This is a genomic window from Streptomyces sp. SAT1, from assembly GCF_001654495.1.
Taxonomy (GTDB): domain Bacteria; phylum Actinomycetota; class Actinomycetes; order Streptomycetales; family Streptomycetaceae; genus Streptomyces; species Streptomyces andamanensis.
This window is the reverse complement of record NZ_CP015849.1, coordinates 3850249-3873461: the sequence shown is the minus strand read 5'-3', so window position 1 is coordinate 3873461 and position 23213 is coordinate 3850249. Positions and strand designations below refer to the sequence as shown.

Genomic DNA, 23213 nt, shown 5'->3' with positions numbered 1-23213 from the left:
CCGGGTCTCTCCCCCCGGGTCTCTCCCCGGGTCTCCTTTTGGGCCCCACGGCCTCCACAGCCCCCGCGCGCCGGCCCCCGCGCGTCGCCGCCCGTTCCGCAGGAACGTTGCCTCAGTCGGCGTACCGCGGGTGGACGAGTGTCGAGGGAGGCAGATCCGGGACCCGGGCACGGGCCGCGGCGCGGGCGTCGGCGGCCAGAGCGCCGGCGGTGAGGGTGCTCGCGCGCGGCGCCCCGGGGTCCAGGGTGAGGACGGGTGCGGTGCGCGAGGCCAGCAGGAAGCCCCAGTCGCGGGGTGCGCGGGCCGCGCCGGTGGTCCGGTCGGGACCCGCGGCGAAGCCGGAGTCGCGGCCGGTCACCCGGTAGGGCACGGTCCGCAGCCCGGCGGCGCGCACCGTGGCGTCCACCGTCCAGAAGACGCGCGGACGGGAGGAGAAGGGCCCGGCGTGCACCGCGAGCCGCCCGCCGGGCGCCAGAGTGCGCCGCGCCAGGCCGTAGAACTCCTGCGCGTACAGCTTGGTGCTCGCCGTGATGCCCGGATCGGGCAGGTCCTCGATCACGACGTCGTACGCCGCCGCCGGTGCCCCGCGCAGCCAGCCGAAGGCGTCGGCCGTGGTCACATGGAGGCGCCGGTCGCGGTAGACGTGGCCGTTCAGCCGGGCCAGCGCCGGGTCGGTGCGGGCGAGGCGGACGACGGCCGGGTCCAGTTCCACGAGGTCCACCCGCTCGACGCCCCGGTGGCGCAGCACCTCGGCGGCGGCGAGACCGTCGCCGCCGCCGAGGATCAGCACGCGTGCGTGCGGACCGCTCATCGCGGGGCGGACCAGCGCCTCGTGGTAGCGACGCTGGTCCTGGCCGCCGACCCGCAGCCGCCCGTCGAGGAACAGGTCGAGCGGGCGGCCCCGGGTGCCGCCGGTGAGGACGATCTCCTGGACGTCGCTCTGCGCCGCCACGCGCACGTCGTCGCCGTACACCGCGTGCCGCGCCGCCTGTTCGAAGTCGTCGACCAGGACGGCGGCCGAGGCCAGCAGCCCGAGCACGGCGAGGTTGACGGCGAGCAGCAGCCAGCGGGCACGGCGGCTCAGGTCGCGCCGGAACAGTCCGAGCACGAGGGCGCCCCCGGCCACGATGTTGACCGCGCCGGTGAGCAGCGCGCCGGTCAACTGGCCCAGCAGCGGCAGCAGCAGGAAGGGGAAGGCGAGGCCGCCGACGAGGGCGCCGACGTAGTCGGCGGCGAACAGGTCGGCGACGGCGCCGCCCGCGTCCTGGCGGCGGATCCGCTGGATCAGCTCCATCAGCAGCGGCACCTCGGCGCCGATCAGCAGCCCGATCGCCAGCGAGAAGGCGACCAGCAGGCAGCGCGGGCCGTTCGTCCACAGGCCGCCCCAGGCGCCGGTCCAGGCGAACACGGCGTAGAGCGCCATGGCGCTCAGGCCGCCGACGAGAGCGAGCGTCGCCTCGATCGCGCCGAAGGCGACGGCGGCGTGCCGGCGCAGCCGCTTCGCGGCGAGCGAGCCGATCCCCATGGCGAACACCATGAGGGACAGCACGACGGACGCCTGGGTGACCGAGTCGCCGATCAAGTACGAGGCGAGGGCGACCAGTTCGAGTTCGTACACCAGGCCGCAGGCGGCGCAGACGAAGACGCCCGCGAGGACGAGGAACCGCCCGGTGCCGGGCCGCACGGGCAGCCACACGGGATCGGCGCAGTTCCTGGAAGGTGCCGGACGGGACACCTTCGGACCGGACGCCTTGGGACCGGACGCCTTCGGACCGGATGCCTTGCCGGCGGACGCCTTCGCGCCGGACGCCGTGGCGCCTGGCGGCTTCGGGCGGGACGAGTCCGAACGGGACGGGTCAGGACGGGACGGGTCAGGACGGCGGCCCGGAGCCGAGGAGGCCGAAGAGGGCAGAGCCGAAGAGGGCAGAGCCGAGGGAGGCAGGGCTGAGGGAGGCAGGGCTGAGGGGGGCGGGGCCGGACCGGGCGGTGCCGGGGCGTGCGGTTCGATCACAGCTGTGACGTTACGTCACAGATCCATCACGTATCGTCACCCATACGTGTGGAAACCGGAGTTGTGGCTGCCCCCCGCGTTTGACGGACCCCCTCACCTGACCGGAACCGGTGCCCGGCGGCGGGCGCCGACCCGGGTGCGGGTCGCCACCAACTGACCGTCCTGCGGATAGGCGTGCCAGGTGCGCCAGTGGACCTGGCCGCCCTGGCGCTGCGCCAGCATCGCGGTGAACGCGTGCGGGCTGCCCGGGAAGACGCCGGCCAGTCCGTGCGGATGGTCGGAGACGAGGGCCAGCAACTCCTGGGCGCGGCCCGCGAACGAGCCGGGCGTGAGTTCCTCGACGCGCGCCGCGAACTCGTACTCCCAGTCGCCCACGCGTTTGGCCACGCCGAGCGGAAGGGGCGTGCTGGAGCCCGCGATGCACGCGACCGTCTCCGAACACGCGCCCCGCTCCTCCTCCAGGAGGACCTGGTGGGAGGCGCCGAGAAGTCTCAACTGGAGTTTCGCCTCGGCCATTTCGAGGTCGAGCACGGCCAGGGCGGGCAGTGGTTCGCGCCCCAGGGCCCAGGCGAGGTCGGCGGCGCTCGTATCGGTGTAGGAGGTGTTCAGGGTCGTGAGCATGGATCGGCTCCGCTAGCACGCAGAAGAAAGAAGGCTTGGGGCCCGGCGCACCCCGGTCGACACGAGGAGGTCGGCCCGGCCACCCCGGTTCGGAACCAGTTCGGAAACCGGTCCAGAAACCAGTTCGGAAGAGGTGTGAGCAGGATGTCCTGGGGGCTGCGTCGGCGAGTAGAGCGAACCATGAACGGCGGTGCCGCCACAGCCTTTTTACCCAACTTCGGAGGGTTTCCATCCCTCAGAGGGCCTACCTGCTCAACTGTTCAACCACGGCGTACGCCTCGGCGCGCACAGGGCGCGCGCCGAGGCGCGGTCCTTCTCCCGTTCCGGCGGCGCGCGTCAGCCGCCCCCGCACCCGCCACCGCAGGACGAACCCCCGCCGCACGAGGACCCGCCGCCGCACGAGGAGTGGCCCCCGCAGGAGTGGTGGCCACCCGAGTGACCGCCCGAGTGATGGCCGCCCGAGTGGTGCCCGGAGGACGAGTCCCCGCCGGAGCCGCCGTCCGAGGACGCCCACCACCCCGCTCCCCCGGCGCCGCCCCCGCTCACCCCGCGCCGTACGCGCCGCCCCTTGGACAGCGCGACCCTCCGCCCGCGCCCGCGGCCCCGGCGCACGGCCCCGACCAGGACCGCGCCGAACACCGCCGCGACCAGTACCAGAATCACCGCACCCCCCATGGGCTCCACGCTCCCTTCCGATCCCGCGGGCGGTGCCCGCGGTCCCCCGAAACGGCCCCCCGTGGGCGTTCCGCTCCCTGCGTGCCCGGGAGATGCCCGGCCACCGCCCGGCCCAAAGCACACTTGAGGAAGTCCAGAGCTTGGGCGCAGGATGACCGGCATGACCTCCAGCGCACGCCCCCTGCTCAACCGCCGGCTCGCCGAGTTCGGGACGACCGTCTTCGCCGAGATGTCCGCCCTGGCCGCCGCGACCGGCTCCATCAACCTGGGGCAGGGGTTCCCCGACACCGACGGCCCCGAGGAGATCCGCGAGGCCGCCGTGCGGGCGCTGCGCGACGGCCGCGGCAACCAGTACCCGCCCGGCCCCGGCGTCCCGGAGCTGCGCACCGCCGTCGCCGCCCACCAGCTGCGCCGCTACGGCCTCTCCTACGACCCGGACACCGAGGTGCTGGTCACGGCGGGCGCCACCGAGGCCATCGCGGCGGCGTTGCTGGGGCTGCTGGAGCCCGGTGACGAGGTGGTCGCCCTGGAGCCGTACTACGACTCCTACGCGGCCTGCATCGCCATGGCGGGCGGGCGCCGCGTGCCGGTGACGCTGCGCCCGCACGACGGCGCGTTCCGGCTGGACCTCGACGAACTGCGCGCCGCGGTCACCGACCGCACCCGGCTGCTGCTGATCAACACCCCGCACAACCCCACCGGCACGGTCCTCACCCGCGAGGAGCTGACGGCCGTCGCCGAGCTCGCCGTGGAACGCGATCTGCTCGTGATCACCGACGAGGTGTACGAACACCTGGTCTACGACGACGCCGTCCACATCCCGCTCGCCACCCTCCCCGGCATGCGCGAGCGCACGGTCACGATCGGATCAGCCGGAAAGACGTTTTCGTTCACCGGCTGGAAGGTCGGCTGGATCACCGCGGCGCCCGGCCTGGTCACGGCGGTGCGCTCGGCCAAGCAGTTCCTGACGTACGTGGCCTCGGGCCCCTTCCAGTACGCGGTCGCCGAGGCGCTGGCCCTGCCCGAGTCGTTCTTCACCGGCTTCCGCGCCGAGATGCTGGCCCGCCGGGACGTCCTGACGGCCGGGCTCACCAAGGCGGGCTTCACGGTGTTCCGGCCCGCGGGCACCTACTTCGTCACCACCGACATCCGTCCGCTCGGCGAGAGCGACGGCTTCGCCTTCTGCCGCGCCCTGCCGGAGCGCGCCGGCGTGGTCGCCATCCCGAACGCCGTCTTCTACGACCACCGCGACGAGGGCGCACCCTTCGTCCGCTTCGCCTTCTGCAAGCAGATCCCGGTCCTCCAGGAGGCCGCGGAAAGGCTCAGGAAGCTCGCGGGCTGAGCCCCTTCCCGCCGCCCCGCGCGGACGCGGGTTCTCCACAGCCTGTGGACGAGCGGTGCGCGGACCCGGTCCCCGGCGCACAGGGCGAGAGCCCGGCCCCGGCGCGTCCGTCGGTGACGGTCCGCGCCCCGGCCGGGCTCTCGTTCGCCGAAGGAGAGGCGGTGGTTACGCCTCTCCGTCGCCCTCCTCGGGCTGGGCGGCCTCGCCGGACTCGCCCTCAAGGCCGAGCTGCTCGATGAGCCAGCGGTCGAACTCCAGCGCGGCCCGCACCCAGCTGACCGTCGAGGAGACGAAGTGCTCGATGCTGACGCCCATGCCGATCAGCATCTGTGCCTCGCCGATGAGGCGGACGGTGCCGTCGTCGTGGGTGTGGGTGTAGACCTTGGGCCACAGGGTGCGCCGGTTCCAGTCGTCGATGGACTCCAGGAGCTGCGGCTTCTCGTCGATCTTGTGCGGCCGGTCGTAGAACGTCCGCACCGAGAAGACCTGCTGGTCGTCCTCGCCGCGGAACATGAAGTACGTGCGGAACTGCTCCCACGGCGCGACGAGGTCACCCTCTTCGTCGACGAGGTGCTTCAGTTCCATCTGGTCCAGGAGCTGCTTCACGAGATCCTGATCCGGGACGACGGGGCCCGCCGGTCCTTGGGGCTGCGGCTCGGGCTGGCCCCCGAAGTTCGGAATCGAGGACGGGTCGATGCTCACCGTGTTTTTCCCTTCGTACGGATCCTGCCATCCTCCCCCATGCGGGGAGGGGGGTGGCAAGCCCCGGCGGGGCCTGTCAGCCGTGGGCTGACATGATCCGGCCCACGGGGTGACACCGTACGGGGAACGGGGGACGGCATGGCACGCGGACCCGGCGCGGCGGCGGGACGGAACGGAACGCGCGGGCGCCTGTGGTGGCCGGTCGCGGCGGTCCTCGCGGTGCCGATCGTGATGGCCCTGGCGGCCCTGGGTGTTCTCGTCGCGGCAGCGGCGGGCGAGGCGCGGGACGAGCCCGGCGACCCCCGGCAGGCGGACTGCGCCGAGGCGCTCGCCTTCGGCGGCGCGAGGCTCCCGGCTGGCGCCCACGACGCCCGGTGCACCGTACGGACCTGGCTGGACACCGAGTACGAGGCCGGGTTCCGGATGCCGCGCCGCGACGTACGCGGCTGGCTGCGCGCCACCTACCCGGACGCGCCGGAGTCCGGGACGGCGTCCTGCGTCCCGGACTCCGCGGACTCCGCGGGCCCCGCTGACCTCTGCCTCGACCTGGGCCTCACCGAGGGCGACGGGAACCACGCCGGGCGGGTCCCCGGCAGCGCCGCTCCCGGTTTCGGCGCCGCCGCCGTCCAGGTGGAGGTGGTGTACGAGGGCCCGGACCGGGCTCTCGTCACCTTCACGGCGTTCACCGTCTGAGCGGGATCCGCGCACCCTCCGAGCAGGCTCGGCGGCCGGATCCCGCGCCGGTGCCTACAGCGTCTTGCCCGTCGCCGGTCCCACCAGCAGCCCCTCGCCGAACCGGTCCACCCGGACCGTGTCGCCGTCCTTGATCTCGCCGGACAGGATCTCCCGGGCCAGCCGGTCGCCGATGGCGGTCTGCACCAGGCGGCGCAGCGGCCGGGCACCGTAGGCCGGGTCCATGCCCTCGTCGGCGAGCCAGGTCAGGGCCTCGGGCGTGACGTCGAGCGTCAGGCGCCGCTCCGCCAGCCGCTTGGCCAGCCGGTCGATGGCCAGCTTCGCGATCCGGCTCAGCTCCTCCTTGGTCAGCGCGGAGAAGACCACGAGGTCGTCCAGGCGGTTGAGGAACTCCGGCTTGAAGGAGGTCCGGACCACCTCCAGGACCTGTTCCTTCTTCTCCGCCTCGCTGGTGACCGGGTCGACCAGGAACTGGCTGCCCAGGTTGGAGGTCAGCACCAGGATGACGTTGCGGAAGTCGACCGTGCGGCCCTGGCCGTCGGTGAGCCGCCCGTCGTCGAGCACCTGGAGCAGGATGTCGAAGACCTCCGGGTGCGCCTTCTCCACCTCGTCCAGCAGGACCACGCTGTACGGGCGGCGCCGTACCGCCTCGGTGAGCTGGCCGCCCTCCTCGTACCCCACGTATCCGGGCGGGGCGCCGACCAGCCGGGCCACGCTGTGCTTCTCGCTGTACTCCGACATGTCGATGCGGACCATGGCCCGCTCGTCGTCGAAGAGGAAGTCCGCCAGCGCCTTGGCCAGCTCGGTCTTGCCGACGCCGGTGGGGCCGAGGAAGAGGAACGAGCCGGTGGGCCGGTCCGGGTCCGCGATGCCCGCGCGGCTGCGCCGCACCGCGTCGGAGACGGCGCGCACGGCCTCGCCCTGACCGATCAGCCGCCTGCCGATCTCGTCCTCCATGCGCAGCAGCTTCTGGGTCTCGCCCTCCAGCAGCCGGCCGGCCGGGATACCGGTCCAGGAGGCGACCACGTCGGCGATGTCGTCGGGGCCGACCTCCTCCTTGACCATGGTGTCCTTGGCGGCCTCCTCCTCGGCGCGCGAGGCGGCCTCCAGTTCCTTCTCCAGCTCCGGGATCTCGGCGTACAGCAGCTTGGAGGCGGTGTCGAAGTCGCCGTCGCGCTGGGCGCGCTCGGCCTGCCCGCGCAGGTCGTCCAGCTTCTCCTTCAGCTCACCGACCCGGTTGAGGGACTGCTTCTCCTTCTCCCAGCGGGCGGTCAGGCCGCGCAGCTCCTCCTCCTTGTCGGCGAGGTCGCGGCGCAGCTTCTCCAGCCGCTCGCGGGAGGCCGCGTCGGTCTCCTTGTCGAGCGCCAGCTCCTCCATCCGCAGCCGGTCGACGGCGCGCTGGAGCTCGTCGATCTCGACCGGCGAGGAGTCGATCTCCATACGGAGCCGGGAGGCGGCCTCGTCGACCAGGTCGATGGCCTTGTCGGGCAGGAAGCGGGAGGTGATGTACCGGTCGGACAGGGTCGCGGCTGCCACCAGCGCCGAGTCGTTGATCTGCACCTTGTGGTGGGCCTCGTAGCGGCCCTTGAGCCCGCGCAGGATGGCGATGGAGTCCTCGACGCTGGGCTCGGCGACCAGCACCTGCTGGAAGCGGCGCTCCAGGGCCGGGTCCTTCTCGATCCGCTCGCGGTACTCGTCGAGCGTGGTCGCGCCGACCATGCGCAGCTCGCCGCGGGCCAGCATCGGCTTGAGCATGTTGCCCGCGTCCATCGCGGAGTCGCCGCCGGCGCCCGCGCCGACGACGGTGTGCAGCTCGTCGATGAAGGTGATGATCTGGCCGTCGGAGTCCTTGATCTCGGCCAGGACCGTCTTCAGCCGCTCCTCGAACTCGCCTCGGTACTTCGCGCCCGCGACCATCGCCCCGAGGTCCAGGGAGACCAGCCGCTTGTCCTTCAGGGACTCGGGCACGTCACCCTTGACGATCCGCTGGGCGAGCCCCTCCACGACGGCGGTCTTGCCGACGCCGGGCTCACCGATGAGGACCGGGTTGTTCTTCGTACGCCGTGACAGCACCTGGACGACCCGGCGGATCTCCTGGTCCCGGCCGATGACCGGGTCCAGCTTGCCCTCGCGGGCCGCCGCCGTGAAGTCGGTGCCGAACTTCTCCAGGGCCTTGTACTGGCCCTCGGGGTCGGGTGTGGTCACCCGGCGCCCTCCCCTCGCCTTCTGGAACGCCTCTTGCAGTTTCTTCGCACTCGCGCCCTGCCCGGTGAGCACCTCGCCGGCCGCGCCGCCCTTCGCGGCGATGCCGAGCAGCAGGTGCTCGGTGGACAGGTAGTCGTCGCCCAGGTCCCGCGCCCGGTTCTGCGCGTCCGCGATCACGGCCAGCAGCTCGCGGTTCGGCTGCGGCGGCGCGACGGTGGACCCGGTCACACTGGGCAGCGACGCGAGCACCCGCTCGGCGCCCGCGCGGACCGACGCCTGGTCGGCGTCGACGGCCGACAACAGGTCGATGATGTTCTCGTTGTCCTTGCCCTCCAGCAGCGCGAGCAGCAGGTGGGCAGGGGTCAGATCCGGGTTTCCCCCGGTCACGGCCCGGTTCCCGGCCGCCTGAATGGCGTCCCGGCTCCTGTTGGTCAGCTCGGCGTCCACGGTCGCTTCTCTCCTCCTCGGCGTCAGCGGTCTGCCACGTCTCCCAGTACTGACTCAATCAACGTGCACAAAGTTGAGTCTATTCCACTCAAGGGTGAACGGCGCCTACATTCTTGCCATGGCCACCACGACGTACGCCCTCGACCCGGGGGTTCCCGACGCGCCGTACCTCAGCTTCTGGCGCGAGCGGCATGTGTGCACCCTGACCACCCTGCGCCCGGACGGGACCCCGCACGTCGTGCCGGTCGGCGTGACGTACGACCCGGAGGCGCGGCTGGCGCGGGTGATCACCAGCAGCACCAGCACCAAGGCGCGCAATGTGCTGGCGGCCGGCGAGGAGGGCGCGCCGGCGGCGGTGTGCCAGGTGGACGGCCGGCGATGGGCCACGCTGGAGGGGCGGGCCCGCGTCCGGTCGGAGCCGGAGCGGGTCGCGGAGGCGGAGCGCCGCTACACGGAGCGCTACCGGCGGGCGCCGCGGCCGAACCCGCAGCGCGTGGTGATCGAGATCGAACTGACCCGGGCGCTGGGCCGCGGCTGAGCCCGCGCGCCCCGAGCGGCTGTTTCCGGCCAGAGCATCAAGGCGGCGGTATCCGGAGGAATCGTCCCGAAACTGCAGCGGCGTCACCGTGTTCAGGTCACGGTGACGCCGCTGCGGGGGGAAGCGCCTGAGCGATCTGTTACGACGGGGGAATCGCGTCAGGCACTGCGGGGGGTGGCTGAGATGGTCCTGATGTCGGCGGGCTCCGGCGCCACCTGCCGGTGATCCCGCTGGTCCAGATTCACGAAGATCATTCCGTAGCGGATGGCACACCGTACGGGCTGCGGCGCCCCCCGAGGACGCCGCAGGCACCGGTAGGCCCGTACGTCCCCGTCCTCGTCCCGCGTGACGACGACCGGTTCTCCGAAGACGGTCACCATCAGCGAGTCACCGCTGTGGGGGATGGCGGTGACCAGGTCGATGAAGTGCCAGCCGGAGCGGTAGGCGGTGGCCATTTCACGGCGGAAGGAACGGTCGTCGGGTGGTGTGGTCACATCAACTCCCGGCTCCATCTGCAGCAGCGGCGCGCTCACCGGTGGTGGCGGAGTTCACCGCCACCGACGGCCAGGTGCTGTTCGCCTGAACATCACTCTTCGCACTGTGGATGCCACTCAGCGCGCCGAGGGCCACAACGGCGGAGAAGGCGGCGACAAGCACCGAGCGAAGCAGTCTGTTACCCATAATCGGCTTCGTCCTCACTTGAAGGTCCCCTTTTCCCCCGTCACGTACGACGATGGCTCATTCGGGCACGTCATGGCCACACAATCGGTGCATCATGTTCCTGCATGTTCAGGACCCTGGGGGGTGGAGATTTGACAACGAATCACATAAATCCGACACATCCCCATGCGATGAACGAGCTGTGCGGGGACGGCAGCCGCCTCTACGCGGCCGCTCTGCGCGCGGGACGTATCACCCGAACGGACGCGGAACCGGCTCCCTGTCTGATGGAGTTCGCCCTGCTCCATCCCGATCCGGACGACCCCGACTGGCTGCGTCCGGTACCCCCGGCGCTCGCCCTCGCCCAGCGGCTCAACCCCATCGAACGCGAGATCACCGAACGCCGCCGCGCGGCGAGCGACCTCGCAGACGCCTTTGAGCCGTTCATGGCGCTGAGCGCGCAGACCACCTCCGGCGGTGACTCGATCACGGTGCTGGAGGGCGGCGAGCGGATCAACACGGCGCTCAACCTGGCCACCGCCCAGTGCCGCACCGAGATGCTCACCGTCCAGCCCAGCGACCGCGTCTCGGAGCGCAGCGTGCTGCGCGGCCTGGAACGCGACCGCCCGCTGATCGAGCGCGGCGTCCGCATCCGCACCCTGTACCAGCACACCGCACGTTACAGCCAGGAGAAGCTGGCCTACGCCGCCCAGCTCGCCGACGGCAAGGTCGAGTACCGCTCGATCGACGAACTGGTGGAACGGCTGATCGTCTGCGACGAGTCGGTCGCGTTCATCCCCACCCGCGACGACCAGCAGGTCGCCCTGGAACTGCGCCACCCCGGCCTGGTCCGCTACCTGATCAAGGTCTTCGAGTTCATGTGGAGCCGCGCCGTCCCGCTCAGCGCCGGCACCCCCTACGAGACCGCCCCCGACGGCATCACCGAGATCCAGCACTCCATCGCCAAGCTCCTCGTCGAGGGCCATGTCGACGAGGCCATCGCCCGCAGGCTCGGCATGAACGTGCGCACCTGCCGGGCCCACATCGCCAAACTGGCCACCGCCCTGGGCAGCGGCAGCCGGGCCCAGCTCGGCTACCTGATCGCGCAGTCCGGGATCCTGGAGCAGGGACACTGAAACCGACGGGAGGAAACCCAGTGAGCCCGGCACCGCACCCGGAGCACGGCGCCGCCGAGCTGTGCTCCGCGGGCACGACGCTGTACGAACGCGCCCTGCGGGACGGGCGGCTGCCCGTCGAGGCCGCGGACGAGGCCCCCTGCCTGGTCGACTTCGGCCTGCTGCACCCCGCGGTCGACGACCCCGGCCGGCTGGAGCCCGTCGCCCCGGCCACCGCGCTGCACCGGCTGCTGCGCGCCACCGCCGAACGCATCGCCGACGAACGCCGCCGGGAGGAGCGCCTCACCGAGAGCTTCGCGCCCCTGATGCGCATCGACGACCGCCCCGCGCGCCCCGCCGACAGCGCCTCCATACGGCTGCTCAGCGGCACCGAGCGGATCAACCGGGCCATCACCGAGACGATGGCCGCCGCCTCCCGCGAGAGCCTGTGCGTCCAGCCGCCGGTGCGCCGCGTCAGCCACGAGCGCGCCGAGGCGGCCGAGGCCATCGCCATGGTCCGCGACCAGGACCTGCTCGACCGCGGCGGCCGCATCCGCACCCTCTACCAGCACACCCACCGCCACCTCCCGCTCGCCCACGCCCGCTACGAGCAGCTCGACGGCGACGTCGAGGCCCGCTCCCTGGACGAGGTCACCGACCGGCTCGTCGTCATCGACCGCACCGTCGCCTACGTCCCCGCCAACCCGGACGGCACCCTCGCCCTGGAGGTCCGCCACCCCGCGCTGGTCTCGTACTTCGTCACCACGTTCGAGCGGTTCTGGCGGCTGGCCACCCCGATGTACCCCACGGCCGTCCAGCAGCCCTCCCCGGGCGGCATCACCGCCCGCCAGCGGGCCATCGCGGGCCTGCTCGTCGAGGGCCACACCGACTCGGTGATCGCCGACCGGCTCGGCATGAACGTCCGCACCGCGCGCGTCCACATAGCCAAGCTCGCCGCCACCCTGGGCAGCGAGAGCCGGGCCCAGCTCGGCTATCTCATCGGGCGGTCGGGGATCCTGGACCCCGAGCCCCGGGAACCCTGACCACGGCCGCCCCCACCGCGCGCGGCGGCCCGTCCAGGCCCGCCTGGGCGATCCGCACGCCCAGCTGCGTACGGCTGGCAGCGCCCAGCGTCTCCGACAGCCGGGCGATGTGCGCCCGGCAGGTGCGCACGCTGATGCCCAGGCGCTCGGCGATGACCGCGTCCTGGTGCCCGTCGGCCAGCAGCGCCGCGATCGACTGCTCCCGGTGCGAGATGCCCTCGATCCCGGTGTCGGGCAGCGCGGCGGACAGCGGGATCGCCAGCCGCCACTGCCGCTCGAAGACCGTCACCAGGTACTCCACCAGCGCCGGGTGGCGCAGTTCCAGGGCCATGGTGTGATCGGCGTTGGCCGGGATGAAGGCCACCGTGCGGTCGAACAGGATCAGCCGGTCGATCACCTCGTCCAGGGTGCGCGCCTCGACCGCCTCGCCCATCAGCTCCATGTAGTTGAGCAGGCCCTGCCCGTGCCGGGCCACATGCGTGTACAGGTCGCGCATGCGCACCCCGCGGGCGCGCAGCGCCAGCGCCCGCGGCAGCCCCTCCGACAGCTCGTGCTCCCGGCGGATCCCGCCCGGCTGCACGGTCAGCACCTCGGTGGTGCACACCTGGGTCGCCTCGTCCATCGCCGCCTGGATCCGCGCCAGTCCGTCCAGGACCCGGATCGCGGCGCCCTCGGCGCCCGCGGCGGGCATCCGCACCGGGCCGCCGAGGCCCGCGTACCGCTCGAAGGCCGCGACCGCCGACCCGACCCGCCGGTGGCTCTCGCTGACCTCGTCGTACATCCCGCGCAGCAGCCGGGTCATGACCTCCTGCGGCGCGGTCGGCACCAGGAAGTCCATGTCGTCCGGATCCGGGTGCAGCAGGGCCAGTTCAAGCAGGCAGGGCACCGGATCGGCGTCGCCGCGCGGCACCCGGCCGCGCCGTACGGCCCGGGAATACACCCGATCCCCGGCCTCGCACAGTCGGTCGGCGCCGTGAGGATGCTGCTGCGCCCCGTGCCCGGCCATGGCTCATCACACCCCCGGTTTCCGCGTGGTTCCGCAGCGCAACTATGCGCGGCCGGGACCGCCTGTGCAACACGGGTCCGCTCCGGCCGGGCGGCGGAATACACCGTTCCCACCCGGTATGTACGGGCCTCCGGGGCACCCCTTGCAACAAGCTGGGGGCAGGTGCGGCACCCCGGTACGACCCGTACGGGGGACCCCGCTCCGAAGCGGGCGCCGTCCGGTCACTCCCGGCCCGTCACTCCCGGCCCGTCACTCCCGGCCCGTCACTTCAGCCCGGCCGCCGTGCAGTCCGACCGGTGGCCGGCCGTGCAGATGTCGGAGACCTTGTAGACGCCGTCGGCGATCACCGTCTCCTTGATGTCGGTCCTGGTCAGCGCGACCACGGAGACCAGCTGCGACGGAATGCCCTTGGTGGTCGGGCTGTCGACCCGGTCCCGGGTCAGCGAGTCGAACTGGATGTCCTTGCCCTGCGCCTTGGCCAGGGCCATCTCGGCGGCGTTCTCGGCCTCCGTCGGATAGGACTTGTACACGGTCATGTACTGCTCGCCGCTCACGATGCGCTGGACCGCGGGGAGTTCGGCGTCCTGGCCGACGACCGGGGGCAGCTTCGTCACGCCCGCGGCCTTGAGCGCCTCGATGGCGCCCCCTGCCATGCCGTCGTTGGCGGCGTACACGGCGTCGATGCCGTGCTTGCCCAGCGCCTCGATCGCCTCGGCCGTCTCCGAACGGGCGATCTCCGCCTTCCAGTCCTTGGTGTCGTAGGACCTGGCGATCGTCACCTTGCCGTTCAGCTGGGCCAGGGCGCCCGCCTTGAACTGCTTGGCGTTCGGGTCGGTGGGCGAGCCGTTGATCATGACGACCTTGGCGGAACTGGTGGCGTCCGACCCCAGCGCCTGGAGCAGCGCCCGGCCCTGCACCTCGCCGACCAGTTCGTTGTCGAAGGAGATGTACGCGTCGATCGGGCCCTCGGCGAGCCGGTCGTAGGCGATGACCGGGATACCGGCGGCCTTGGCCTTCTTCACCTGTCCGGCGATGCCGTGCGAGTCGACGGCGTCCAGCACGATGACGTCGGCCTTGTCGTCGATCATCTGCTGCATCTGGCTCGCCTGCCTGCTCGCGCTCGCCCCGGCGTTGGCGTAGGTGACCCGGCCCTTGCCGTGGGTCAGTTCGGCGACCTTCTTCTTGAGGGCGGGCGCGTCGAACCGGTCGTAGCGCGTGTTCGCCGTCTCCGGCAGCAGCAGGCCCACCGTCACGTCGTCGCCCTTGGCCGGGCTCGCCTTGCTGCTGCCCGTCCCTCCGAACGCCCCGCAGGCGGTCAGCGGCAACGTCAGCGTGGCGGCGGCCACGGCCAGGGCGGTACGGCGCATCGAGGTACTCACTTCTGGTGCCTTCCGGACGAGGGCGCAGCATTGCGGCCCAGGTGCCAGAAAAGCCAACGCGGCGGCCCCCGCCGGCGTCAAGCGGAACCGGCTAACGAGATGACAACACCACGTTCCGCTTTCTGTACGGAAACTTTGCGGTAACGACCGCAATCCGCACCGAACTTGCCTTTTACGGGCACTTGGTCCGGACCATTTGGCAAAGCGAAGGGGCCCGGAGTGATCCGGGCCCCTTCGCGCCGCACGGGAGACGGCTTCGCCGCGGGCGCCTGCGCGCCGCGGGCGTCAGTCCGGGGACTGCTGCCGCTTGGGCCGCCAGACGACCAGCGCGCTGGTCTGCTGCACCTCCTGGTACGGGACGAGGTCCCGCCGGTAGGAGGCGTGCACGGCGGCCTCGCGCTGGCGCATGGTGGCCGCCGCTCCCTCCAGGGCCGACTGCAGCTCCACGACCCGGGACTGCAACGCGGCGACCTGGTTCTCCAGTTCGATGATCCGCTTGATCCCGGCCAGGTTGATGCCCTCGTCCTGCGACAACTGCTGCACCTGGCGGAGCAGTTCGATGTCACGGGCGGAGTACCGGCGGCCCCGGCCCGCGGTGCGGTCCGGGGACACCAGGCCCAGCCGGTCGTACTGACGGAGGGTCTGCGGGTGCAGTCCGGACAGCTGCGCCGCCACGGAGATGACGTACACCGGTGTGTCTTCCGTCAGTTCGTACGGGTTGCGACGGCGGCCGTCCATCTCCCTCATGCTCCCTTCGCGGCCTCGAACAGCTCGGCCCGCGGGTCCTGGCCCGCGGTCGCCTCGCGATACGCCTCCAGCGCGTCACGAGCCTTCCCCGACACGTCCTTGGGAACACTCACCTCGACGGTGACCAGCAGGTCCCCGCGCGTGCCGTCCTTGCGGACCGCGCCCTTGCCGCGGGCGCGCATCGTCCGGCCGTTGGGCGTGCCCTCGGGCAGCTTCAGCGTCACCGGCGGGCCGCCCAGCGTGGGCACCCGCACCTCGCCGCCGAGCGCGGCCTCGTCGAACGTGACCGGCACGGTGACGGTGAGGTTGTCACCCTTGCGCCCGAAGACCGCGTGCTCCCCGACGTGCACCACCACGTACAGGTCGCCCGCCGGACCGCCGCGCTCGCCCGGCGCGCCCTTGCCGCGCAGCCGGATGCGCTGGCCGTCGCTGACCCCGGCCGGGATCCGCACCTGCATCGTCCGGGACGACTTGGCGCGCCCGGAGCCGGAGCAGACCTCGCACGGGTTCTCCGCGATCAGCCCGCGGCCCTTGCAGTCCGGGCACGGGTCGGTCAGCGAGAAACCGCCGCCGGAGCCGCGCGCCACCTGCCCGGTGCCGACACAGGTCGGGCACACCCGCGGCGTGCCGTTCTTGTCGCCGGTGCCCGAACAGGCCTTGCACGGCTGCTGCGAGGACATCCGCAGCGGGACCGTGGCCCCCTCGATGGCCTCCGTGAAGCTCAGCGTGACCTCGGACTCGATGTCCTGGCCGCGCCGCGGCTGGGTGCGCGGCCCGGTGCCCGCGCCGCCCCGGTTGAACAGGCCCCCGAAGACGTCACCGATGCCGCCGCCGAAACCGCCCGACGTCCCGCCGGCCTGGCCGCCGCCTCCGAAGAGGTCGCCCAGGTCGAAGTTGAAGGAGCCGCCGCCCGCCCCGGGACCGGGACGGAACCCGCCGCCGCCGAACAGCGCGCGGGCCTCGTCGTACTCCTTGCGCTTCTTGGGGTCGCCGAGGATGTCGTTCGCCTCGGAGATCTCCTTGAAGCGCTCCTCGGCCTTGGCGTTGCCCTTGTTGGCGTCCGGGTGGTACTCGCGGGCGAGCTTCCGGTACGCCTTCTTGATCTCGGCCTCGGTGGCGTCCTTGGGGACGCCGAGGACCTTGTAGAAGTCCTTCTCGATGAAGTCCTTGGTACTCAACCCCGACGTCCCTCCTCTCGTGCGTCGATGCCTGCCGCAGCGTCAGCCCTCGTCCGGGCCACCGCTGTCCTTCTCGTCGGCCTTGTCGTCGGACGTGTCCGTACCGGACTCGTCCGCCGCCTTGACCGTCTGCGCGCCCGGCTGGGGCTCGGCCACCGCCACCCGCGCGGGGCGGATGGTGCGCTCGCCGAACCGGTACCCGGGCTGGAGGATCGCCACGCAGGTCGTCTCGGTGACGTCCGGCGCGTAGCTGTGCATCAGGGCCTCGTGGATCGTCGGGTCGAAGGGCTCGCCCTCCTTGCCGAACTGCTGGAGTCCCATCTTGGCCGCCACGGTCTCCAGCGACTCGGCGACGGACTTGAACCCGCCCACCAGCTCGCCGTGCTCGCGCGCCCGCCCGATGTCGTCGAGCACGGGCAGCAGTTCGGACAGGAGGTTCGCCACGGCGACCTCCTTGACCGCGACCCGGTCGCGCTCGACCCTGCGGCGGTAGTTCTGGTACTCGGCCTGGAGCCGCTGGAGATCCGCGGTGCGCTCGTTGAGCGCGGTACGGACCTGGTCCAGCTGGGCCGTCAGACCGGCCGTCTGAGCGGCGTCCCCGGCCGGGGCCGCCCCCTCCTCCTTGGCGGAGGGGGCGTCCTTCGGCTCGGCGTCGTCGGAGGTGGCGCCGGAGGGGACGTCGGGCTGCTGCTCGTCGAAGCCCGGGGTCTCCTCCGTCACGCGGCACCGTCCTTGCGCTCGTCGTCGACGATCTCGGCGTCCACCACGTCGTCGTCGGCCTTCGCCTGGGAGGCGCCACCGGCCTCACCGGCACCGCCGGCGGCCTGCGCGCCCTGGGCGTCGGCGTACATCGCCTGGCCGAGCTTCTGGGAGACGGCGGCGACCTTCTCCGTGGCGGTGCGGATCTCGGCGCTGTCCTCGCCCTTGAGCTTCTCCTTCAGCTCGGCGACGGACTCCTCGACCTCGGTCTTGATCTCGGCCGGGACCTTGTCCTCGTTGTCCTTGAGGAACTTCTCCGTCTGGTAGACGAGCTGCTCGCCCTGGTTGCGCGTCTCGGCGGCCTCGCGGCGGGCGTGGTCCTCCTCCGCGTACTTCTCGGCCTCCTGGCGCATCCGGTCGACCTCGTCCTTCGGCAGCGAGGAGCCGCCGGTGACGGTCATCTTCTGCTCCTTGCCCGTGCCCAGGTCCTTCGCGGTCACGTGCATGATGCCGTTGGCGTCGATGTCGAAGGCGACCTCGATCTGCGGGACACCGCGCGGCGCCGGGGGCAGACCGGTCAGCTCGAACATGCCGAGCTTCTTGTTGTAGGCCGCGATCTCGCGCTCGCCCTGGTAGACCTGGATCTGCACCGACGGCTGGTTGTCCTCGGCCGTGGTGAAGATCTCCGAGCGCTTGGTCGGGATCGTGGTGTTGCGCTCGATCAGCTTGGTCATGATGCCGCCCTTGGTCTCGATGCCGAGGGACAGCGGGGTGACGTCGAGCAGCAGGACGTCCTTGACCTCGCCCTTGAGGACACCGGCCTGGAGGGCGGCGCCGATGGCGACGACCTCGTCCGGGTTCACGCCCTTGTTCGCCTCGTTGCCGCCGGTCAGCTCCTTGACCAGCTCGGCGACGGCGGGCATACGGGTGGAGCCGCCGACCAGGACGACGTGGTCGATCTCGTTGATCGAGATGCCGGCGTCCTTGATGACGTTGTGGAACGGCGTCTTGCAGCGCTCCAGCAGGTCCGCGGTCAGCTGCTGGAACTGGGCGCGGGTGAGCTTCTCGTCCAGGTGCAGCGGGCCCTCGGCGGAGGCCGTGATGTAGGGCAGGTTGATCGAGGTCTCGGTGGACGAGGACAGCTCGATCTTGGCCTTCTCGGCGGCCTCGCGCAGCCGCTGGAGGGCCATCTTGTCCTTGGACAGGTCCACGCCGTGGCCGGACTGGAACTGCTTGACCAGGTAGTCGACGACGCGCTGGTCCCAGTCGTCACCACCGAGGTGGTTGTCGCCGTTGGTGGCCTTCACCTCGACGACGCCGTCGCCGATCTCCAGCAGGGACACGTCGAAGGTGCCGCCGCCGAGGTCGAAGACGAGGATCGTCTGGTCGTCCTTGTCGAGGCCGTACGCCAGGGCGGCGGCGGTCGGCTCGTTGACGATGCGCAGGACGTTGAGGCCCGCGATCTCACCGGCCTCCTTGGTGGCCTGGCGCTCGGCGTCGTTGAAGTACGCCGGGACGGTGATGACCGCGTCGGTCACCTTCTCGCCCAGGTACGCCTCGGCGTCCCGCTTCAGCTTCTGCAGCACGAAGGCGCTGATCTGCTGCGGGTTGAAGTCCTTGCCGTCCAGGTTGATCTTCCAGTCGGTGCCCATGTGGCGCTTGACCGACCGGATGGTCCTGTCGACGTTGGTGACGGCCTGGCGCTTGGCCACCTCGCCGACGAGCACCTCGCCGTTCTTCGCGAAGGCGACGACGGACGGCGTGGTCCTGGCGCCCTCTGCGTTGGTGATGACGGTGGGCTCGCCGCCCTCCAGAACGCTGACGACGGAGTTAGTCGTGCCCAGGTCGATGCCGACCGCACGTGCCATGGTGAGTTCCTCCAGCTGACTTGAGTGCAACGGACTCAAGTGTGCACGACGACGGCGCCGGGGTCAACAGACCTGAGTCCAGCAGGCTCAAGTCTTATCCATCCCTTACACGCAATGCCTCTCTGACCTGCGGAGACGCCGTCTGCTGAGGCGGAGGAACCGGATACCCGAAGGCCGGACGGGCCCCGCTCCTGGGCCCGTAGCGCCCTCCGGGCGGTGTGGCGCGCGGGGCCGAGGGCGCCCGTGGCGCACGGACCACGGCCGCCGCCGTACGGGCACCGCGCGGACCGGGCGCGGCCGTGCGGGCGCCCCGGGCGCCGGACGCCGAAGCCCCGCCGCCGCCCCGGCTCGCCCGCCCGGAACCGCCGGAGCCGCCGGAGCCGCTGGTGCCACCGGAGGCGCGCAGGCCGCGCACGCCCCCGCGCACACCGCCGCCCAGCGCCCGCAGGAAACCCAGCGCGGCACCCGCCCCCGCACCCGCCTTCCCCGCGCGCCCGCGCGCACCCGCGTCCGCGGCTGCCGGTGCCCCCGCCCTGGCGCGCGCACCGGTGGCCGTCCCGGCGCGGGTACCCGCACCGGCCGCGTACGCACCGGTCGCGTACGCGCCCGTCCTGTGCGTGCCGGTGACGCCGGTGTGCGTGCCGGTGACGCCAGTGTGCGGCCCGGTGCCCCGGCGCGGCCCGTACACCCGTACGCGCAGCAGCCCGAGGACGACCGGCAGCAGCGCGCCCGCCGTCCACAGGGCGCTCGTCGGGGTGAGCCAGCCCGCGTGCACCAGGACGCCGACCAGCACCGTCGCGAAGGTGAGGGTGCCGAGCGCGACCGTGGCGCCCGGCGGGGTGAGGCCGAGCCTGCGCAGCCGGTGGGCGAGGTGGTCGGGGCCGCGGCGCGCCACCGCGCGCCCGGCCAGCCGCCGGGAGAGGACGACGAGCACCGCGTCGGCGGTCACCGTGGCGGTGAGCGCGAACAGCACCGCGGCGGTGGGACCGGCCTCGTACCCCGTACGGACGAGCACCGCGGAGGTGGCCAGCACGAAACCGGTGAACAGCGAGCCGCAGGCGCCGAAGGCGATCCGCGCGGGATGCCAGTTGTGCATGAGGAAGCCGGTGAGGGCGGCGGCGAGCACGCTCAGCAGCACCGCCAGGTCGTCCATCACCTCGGCCGCCGCGCACGCGCCCGCCCCGAAGGCCATCAGCACCCCCACGGTGCCGGCCAGCCCGTCGGCGTGGTCCAGCCCGCGGAAGGCGACGGCCACACAGGCGATCCAGGCCACCGCGGCGATCCCGCCCGGCACCCCGGTCTCGTCGTACGGCACCACGCACGCCGCCGCCAGGGCCGCTCCCACCAGCAGCAGCACGGTCTTCAGCCGCCACACGTCCGCGACCAGGCCGAGCACGGCGACCCCGGCGCCCGCCGCCAGCAGCCTCCCCACGCCGTCGCTCAGCGGCGCGGCGCCCGTCCAGCCGCCCGCCGCCGCGACCAGGCAGGTGCTGCCCACCACGGCCACCCCGCCGAGCAGCGGCACCGGCCGGAGCCTGCGGCGGTCGACCAGCCCGAGCCGCAGCGCGGGCACCCGCAGCAGGGCGGAGAGCACGGCGGCGAGGAACAGGGCGGCGGTGGCGGTGGCGATCCCGTAGAGCACGGTTCTTAAATTAGGTGCATATCGGGTGTTTGGGTGTGAATAACACGATCGGATGCGAACCTGACCGAATCAAAACCCCCGGAGACCCCCCGGAAGCACCTCGAAGACCCCTCCGCGCACGCCCCGCGCACACCTCGCACGCCCCCCGCTCGGTACCCTCCGAACAGGCCCCGGCCGCACCGGACCGCCCCCGAGCAGCCCGCGCGATCCCGCGCGGCTCTCAGGTGACCCTCAGCGACCCAGATCACCCCGCGCCCGGCTACATTGCGACGGAGGATGGGGGTAGTCTCAGACGGACTGCATAAGTTACCGCTTAGTAATGTCGAGGCCGCCTCACAGGAGCCCCAATGCAACTCGCCGCGATCATCGTGTCGCTGGTCCTGATCGTGGTCGGCGTGGCACTGTTCGGCCGCGCCGTCCTCCAGATCTTCCATTACCTGCGGCTCGGGCAGTCCGTACCCGCCGGGACCCGGACCGACGACCCCGCACAGCGCACCGTCACCGTGGTCAAGGAGTTCCTGGGCCACACCCGGATGAACCGCTGGGGCATCGTCGGCGTGGCGCACTGGTTCGTGGCGGTGGGCTTCTTCTCCCTGCTGCTGACGATCGTCAACGCCATCGGGCAGCTGTTCAAGGCCGACTGGATCCTGCCGGTCATCGGCGACTGGGCGCCGTACAACGTCTTCGTCGAGTTCATCGGCACCATGACCGTGCTCGGCATCCTGGTCCTCATCGGGATCCGCCAGCTGAGCCGGCCGGACAAGCCGGGCCGCAAGTCCCGCTTCGCCGGCTCCAACTTCGGCCAGGCGTACTTCGTCGAGGCCGTCATCCTCATCGTCGGCGTCTGCATCTTCATGCTGCACGCCCTGGAGGGTGCCCAGCACCACGTGAGCGGCTACGAGGCGTCGTTCTTCATCTCCTACCCGGTGGTGTCCTGGCTGCGCGGCATGGACGTCTCCACCCTCCAGAACCTCACGTACTTCTTCGCCGGCCTGAAGATCGCCACGTCGTTCATCTGGATGATCACCGTCGCGCTGAAGACGGACATGGGCGTGGCCTGGCACCGGTTCCTGGCCTTCCCGAACATCTGGTTCAAGCGCGAGGCCGACGGCGGTACGGCCCTGGGCGCGCTCCAGCCGATGACCTCGGGCGGCAAGGAGATCGACTTCACCGACCCCGGTGAGGACGACGTGTTCGGCGTCTCCCAGGTCGAGCACTTCTCCTGGAAGGGCCTGCTGGACTTCTCCACCTGCACCGAGTGCGGTCGCTGCCAGTCCCAGTGCCCGGCCTGGAACACCGGCAAGCCGCTCTCCCCCAAGCTGCTGATCATGTCCCTGCGCGACCACGCGCACGCCAAGGCCCCTTACCTGCTGGCCGGTGGCGGCAAGAACGCGGAGGGCGAGGAGAAGGCGTCCGAGGAGGCCCTGAAGGACGTCCCGGCCGCCGCGCTCGCCGAGGCGGAGCGGCCGCTGATCGGCACCGCCGAGGCGAACGGCGTCATCGACCCGGACGTCCTGTGGTCGTGCACCACCTGCGGCGCCTGCGTCGAGCAGTGCCCGGTCGACATCGAGCACGTCGACCACATCGTCGACATGCGCCGCTACCAGGTGATGATCGAGTCCGCGTTCCCGTCCGAGGCGGGCACGATGCTCAAGAACCTGGAGAAGAAGGGCAACCCCTGGGGCCTGGCCAAGAAGCAGCGCCTGGAGTGGCTCAAGGAGGTCGACTTCGAGGTCCCGGTCGTCGGCAAGGACATCGAGGACCTGTCCGAGGTCGAGTACCTGTACTGGGTCGGCTGCGCGGGCGCGCTGGAGGACCGGGCGAAGAAGACCACGAAGGCCTTCGCCGAGCTGCTGCACATCGCGGGCGTCAAGTTCGCGATCATGGGCGGCGACGAGAAGTGCACCGGTGACTCGGCCCGCCGCCTGGGCAACGAACCGCTGTTCCAGGAACTGGGCATGGAGAACGTCATGTCCCTCAACGCCGCGTTCGGCGAGGAGATGGACGACGACGGCAAGGTCACCGACGAGTCCCGCAAGCCGAAGTCGGCCAAGAAGATCGTCGCCACCTGCCCGCACTGCCTCAACACCCTCGGCAACGAGTACCCGCAGCTCGGCGGCGACTACGAGGTCATCCACCACACCCAGCTGCTCCAGCACCTCGTCGACGAGGGCAAGCTGGTCCCGGTGACCCCGGTCGAGGGCATCATCACCTACCACGACCCGTGCTACCTGGGCCGCCACAACAAGATCTACACCCCGCCGCGCGAGATCATCGCCAACGTCCCGGGCCTGCGCAACGAGGAGATGCACCGCCACAAGGAGCGCGGCTTCTGCTGCGGCGCCGGCGGCGCGCGGATGTGGATGGAGGAGCGCATCGGCAAGCGCATCAACAACGAGCGCGTCGACGAGGCCCTCTCCCTCAACCCGGACATCGTCTCCACCGCCTGCCCGTTCTGCCTGGTCATGCTGACCGACTCGGTCAACGGCAAGAAGAACGACGGCAAGGCCAAGGAGTCCATCCAGGTCGTCGACGTCGCCCAGTTGCTGCTGGACTCCGTCAGGACGCCGGTGGACCCGGCCGGCGAGGCGGAGAGCGAGAACGCGCCGGAGCCCGAACCGGTGAAGTGACGGCTCGCCACC

At 71.6% G+C, this 23213-nt stretch carries 18 protein-coding genes; 6 read left to right on the top strand and 12 right to left on the bottom strand.

All coding sequences use genetic code 11. The features are described 5' to 3' along the window. Positions 1–112: 112 nt before the first annotated feature. Positions 113–1735 carry a polyamine aminopropyltransferase gene (locus tag A8713_RS16750; RefSeq protein WP_064534308.1) on the bottom strand — a complete coding sequence of 541 codons (1623 nt, stop codon included), beginning with the start codon at positions 1733–1735 and terminating at the stop codon, positions 113–115. Positions 1736–2104: 369 nt separating this feature from the next. Continuing rightward, entirely contained in the window at positions 2105–2632 is a 528-nt protein-coding gene (locus tag A8713_RS16745) for a DUF2617 family protein (protein ID WP_018569013.1), read from the bottom strand. An 826-nt stretch (positions 2633–3458) separates the two neighbouring features. Between A8713_RS16745 and A8713_RS16740 the strand changes: the two genes are divergently transcribed. Beyond that, on the top strand, positions 3459–4649 hold the full coding sequence (locus A8713_RS16740) for a pyridoxal phosphate-dependent aminotransferase (protein ID WP_064534307.1): 1191 nt from the start codon (positions 3459–3461) through the stop codon (positions 4647–4649). 165 nt (positions 4650–4814) lie between these two features. Here the strand turns inward: A8713_RS16740 and A8713_RS16735 are convergent, their stop codons facing one another. Next, a complete protein-coding gene (locus A8713_RS16735; protein ID WP_064534306.1) occupies positions 4815–5351 on the bottom strand; it encodes a YbjN domain-containing protein in 537 nt (178 codons plus the stop codon). A 138-nt stretch (positions 5352–5489) separates the two neighbouring features. Between A8713_RS16735 and A8713_RS16730 the strand changes: the two genes are divergently transcribed. Further along, positions 5490–6044, top strand: coding sequence for a hypothetical protein (locus A8713_RS16730; protein WP_079159005.1), 555 nt, complete (start codon positions 5490–5492; stop codon positions 6042–6044). 54 nt (positions 6045–6098) lie between these two features. On the opposite strand, the gene clpB is transcribed toward A8713_RS16730, so the two are convergent. Then, a complete protein-coding gene (gene clpB, locus A8713_RS16725; protein ID WP_064534305.1) occupies positions 6099–8696 on the bottom strand; it encodes an ATP-dependent chaperone ClpB in 2598 nt (865 codons plus the stop codon). 118 nt (positions 8697–8814) lie between these two features. Here clpB and A8713_RS16720 point away from each other — a divergent pair, with 118 nt between their 5' ends. Further along, complete coding sequence (locus A8713_RS16720) at positions 8815–9234, top strand: pyridoxamine 5'-phosphate oxidase family protein (protein WP_064534304.1); 420 nt, start codon at positions 8815–8817, stop codon at positions 9232–9234. Positions 9235–9392: 158 nt separating this feature from the next. Here A8713_RS16720 and A8713_RS16715 read toward each other — a convergent pair whose 3' ends face one another. After that, positions 9393–9728 (bottom strand): hypothetical protein, encoded by a 336-nt coding sequence (locus A8713_RS16715; protein WP_026252727.1) that lies wholly within the window; start codon positions 9726–9728, stop codon positions 9393–9395. Between the two features lie 357 nt (positions 9729–10085). Between A8713_RS16715 and A8713_RS16710 the strand changes: the two genes are divergently transcribed. Beyond that, positions 10086–11030, top strand: coding sequence for a hypothetical protein (locus tag A8713_RS16710; protein ID WP_018569024.1), 945 nt, complete (start codon positions 10086–10088; stop codon positions 11028–11030). A gap of 20 nt (positions 11031–11050) precedes the next feature. Beyond that, positions 11051–12052: a helix-turn-helix domain-containing protein gene (locus tag A8713_RS16705; RefSeq protein WP_064534303.1), complete on the top strand. Its 1002-nt coding sequence runs from the start codon at positions 11051–11053 to the stop codon at positions 12050–12052. On the opposite strand, the gene A8713_RS34730 is transcribed toward A8713_RS16705, so the two are convergent. From A8713_RS34730 to A8713_RS34950, 7 genes are all read right to left on the bottom strand, one after another. After that, positions 12006–13058 (bottom strand): helix-turn-helix transcriptional regulator, encoded by a 1053-nt coding sequence (locus A8713_RS34730; RefSeq protein ID WP_018569026.1) that lies wholly within the window; start codon positions 13056–13058, stop codon positions 12006–12008. The genes A8713_RS16705 and A8713_RS34730 overlap by 47 nt on opposite strands. A 263-nt stretch (positions 13059–13321) precedes the next feature. Then, the gene (locus A8713_RS16695) at positions 13322–14425 is read right to left on the bottom strand and encodes a sugar ABC transporter substrate-binding protein (RefSeq protein WP_107440650.1); all 1104 of its coding nucleotides are present in this window, start codon (positions 14423–14425) and stop codon (positions 13322–13324) included. A 297-nt stretch (positions 14426–14722) separates the two neighbouring features. Then, positions 14723–15175, bottom strand: coding sequence for a heat shock protein transcriptional repressor HspR (locus tag A8713_RS16690; RefSeq protein ID WP_018569029.1), 453 nt, complete (start codon positions 15173–15175; stop codon positions 14723–14725). A gap of 5 nt (positions 15176–15180) precedes the next feature. Next, a complete protein-coding gene (gene dnaJ, locus A8713_RS16685; RefSeq protein WP_064534301.1) occupies positions 15181–16362 on the bottom strand; it encodes a molecular chaperone DnaJ in 1182 nt (393 codons plus the stop codon). A gap of 42 nt (positions 16363–16404) precedes the next feature. Further along, positions 16405–17082, bottom strand: a complete 678-nt coding sequence (gene grpE / locus A8713_RS16680) for a nucleotide exchange factor GrpE (protein ID WP_064534300.1) — start codon at positions 17080–17082, stop codon at positions 16405–16407. Next, positions 17079–18929 carry a molecular chaperone DnaK gene (dnaK, locus tag A8713_RS16675; protein ID WP_064534299.1) on the bottom strand — a complete coding sequence of 617 codons (1851 nt, stop codon included), beginning with the start codon at positions 18927–18929 and terminating at the stop codon, positions 17079–17081. The genes grpE and dnaK overlap by 4 nt, the downstream gene beginning before the upstream one ends. Before the next feature lie 94 nt (positions 18930–19023). Next, entirely contained in the window at positions 19024–20571 is a 1548-nt protein-coding gene (locus A8713_RS34950; protein ID WP_064534298.1) for an MraY family glycosyltransferase, read from the bottom strand. Between the two features lie 347 nt (positions 20572–20918). On the opposite strand from A8713_RS34950, the gene A8713_RS16665 reads away from it, so the two are divergent. Further along, positions 20919–23201, top strand: coding sequence for a (Fe-S)-binding protein (locus A8713_RS16665; protein ID WP_064534297.1), 2283 nt, complete (start codon positions 20919–20921; stop codon positions 23199–23201). Positions 23202–23213 lie beyond the last annotated feature (12 nt).

What these genes read in the sequence shown, in the direction of transcription:
- A8713_RS16745 (WP_018569013.1), bottom strand. Translation starts at nt 2,632, where the DNA reads ATGCTCACGACCCTGAACACCTCCTACACCGATACGAGCGCCGCCGAC.
- A8713_RS16740 (WP_064534307.1), top strand. Translation starts at nt 3,459, where the DNA reads ATGACCGGCATGACCTCCAGCGCACGCCCCCTGCTCAACCGCCGGCTC.
- A8713_RS16730 (WP_079159005.1), top strand. Translation starts at nt 5,490, where the DNA reads ATGGCACGCGGACCCGGCGCGGCGGCGGGACGGAACGGAACGCGCGGG.
- A8713_RS16720 (WP_064534304.1), top strand. Translation starts at nt 8,815, where the DNA reads ATGGCCACCACGACGTACGCCCTCGACCCGGGGGTTCCCGACGCGCCG.
- A8713_RS16710 (WP_018569024.1), top strand. Translation starts at nt 10,086, where the DNA reads ATGAACGAGCTGTGCGGGGACGGCAGCCGCCTCTACGCGGCCGCTCTG.
- A8713_RS34730 (WP_018569026.1), bottom strand. Translation starts at nt 13,058, where the DNA reads ATGGCCGGGCACGGGGCGCAGCAGCATCCTCACGGCGCCGACCGACTG.
- A8713_RS16695 (WP_107440650.1), bottom strand. Translation starts at nt 14,425, where the DNA reads ATGCGCCGTACCGCCCTGGCCGTGGCCGCCGCCACGCTGACGTTGCCG.
- A8713_RS16690 (WP_018569029.1), bottom strand. Translation starts at nt 15,175, where the DNA reads ATGGACGGCCGCCGTCGCAACCCGTACGAACTGACGGAAGACACACCG.
- dnaK (WP_064534299.1), bottom strand. Translation starts at nt 18,929, where the DNA reads ATGGCACGTGCGGTCGGCATCGACCTGGGCACGACTAACTCCGTCGTC.
- A8713_RS16665 (WP_064534297.1), top strand. Translation starts at nt 20,919, where the DNA reads ATGCAACTCGCCGCGATCATCGTGTCGCTGGTCCTGATCGTGGTCGGC.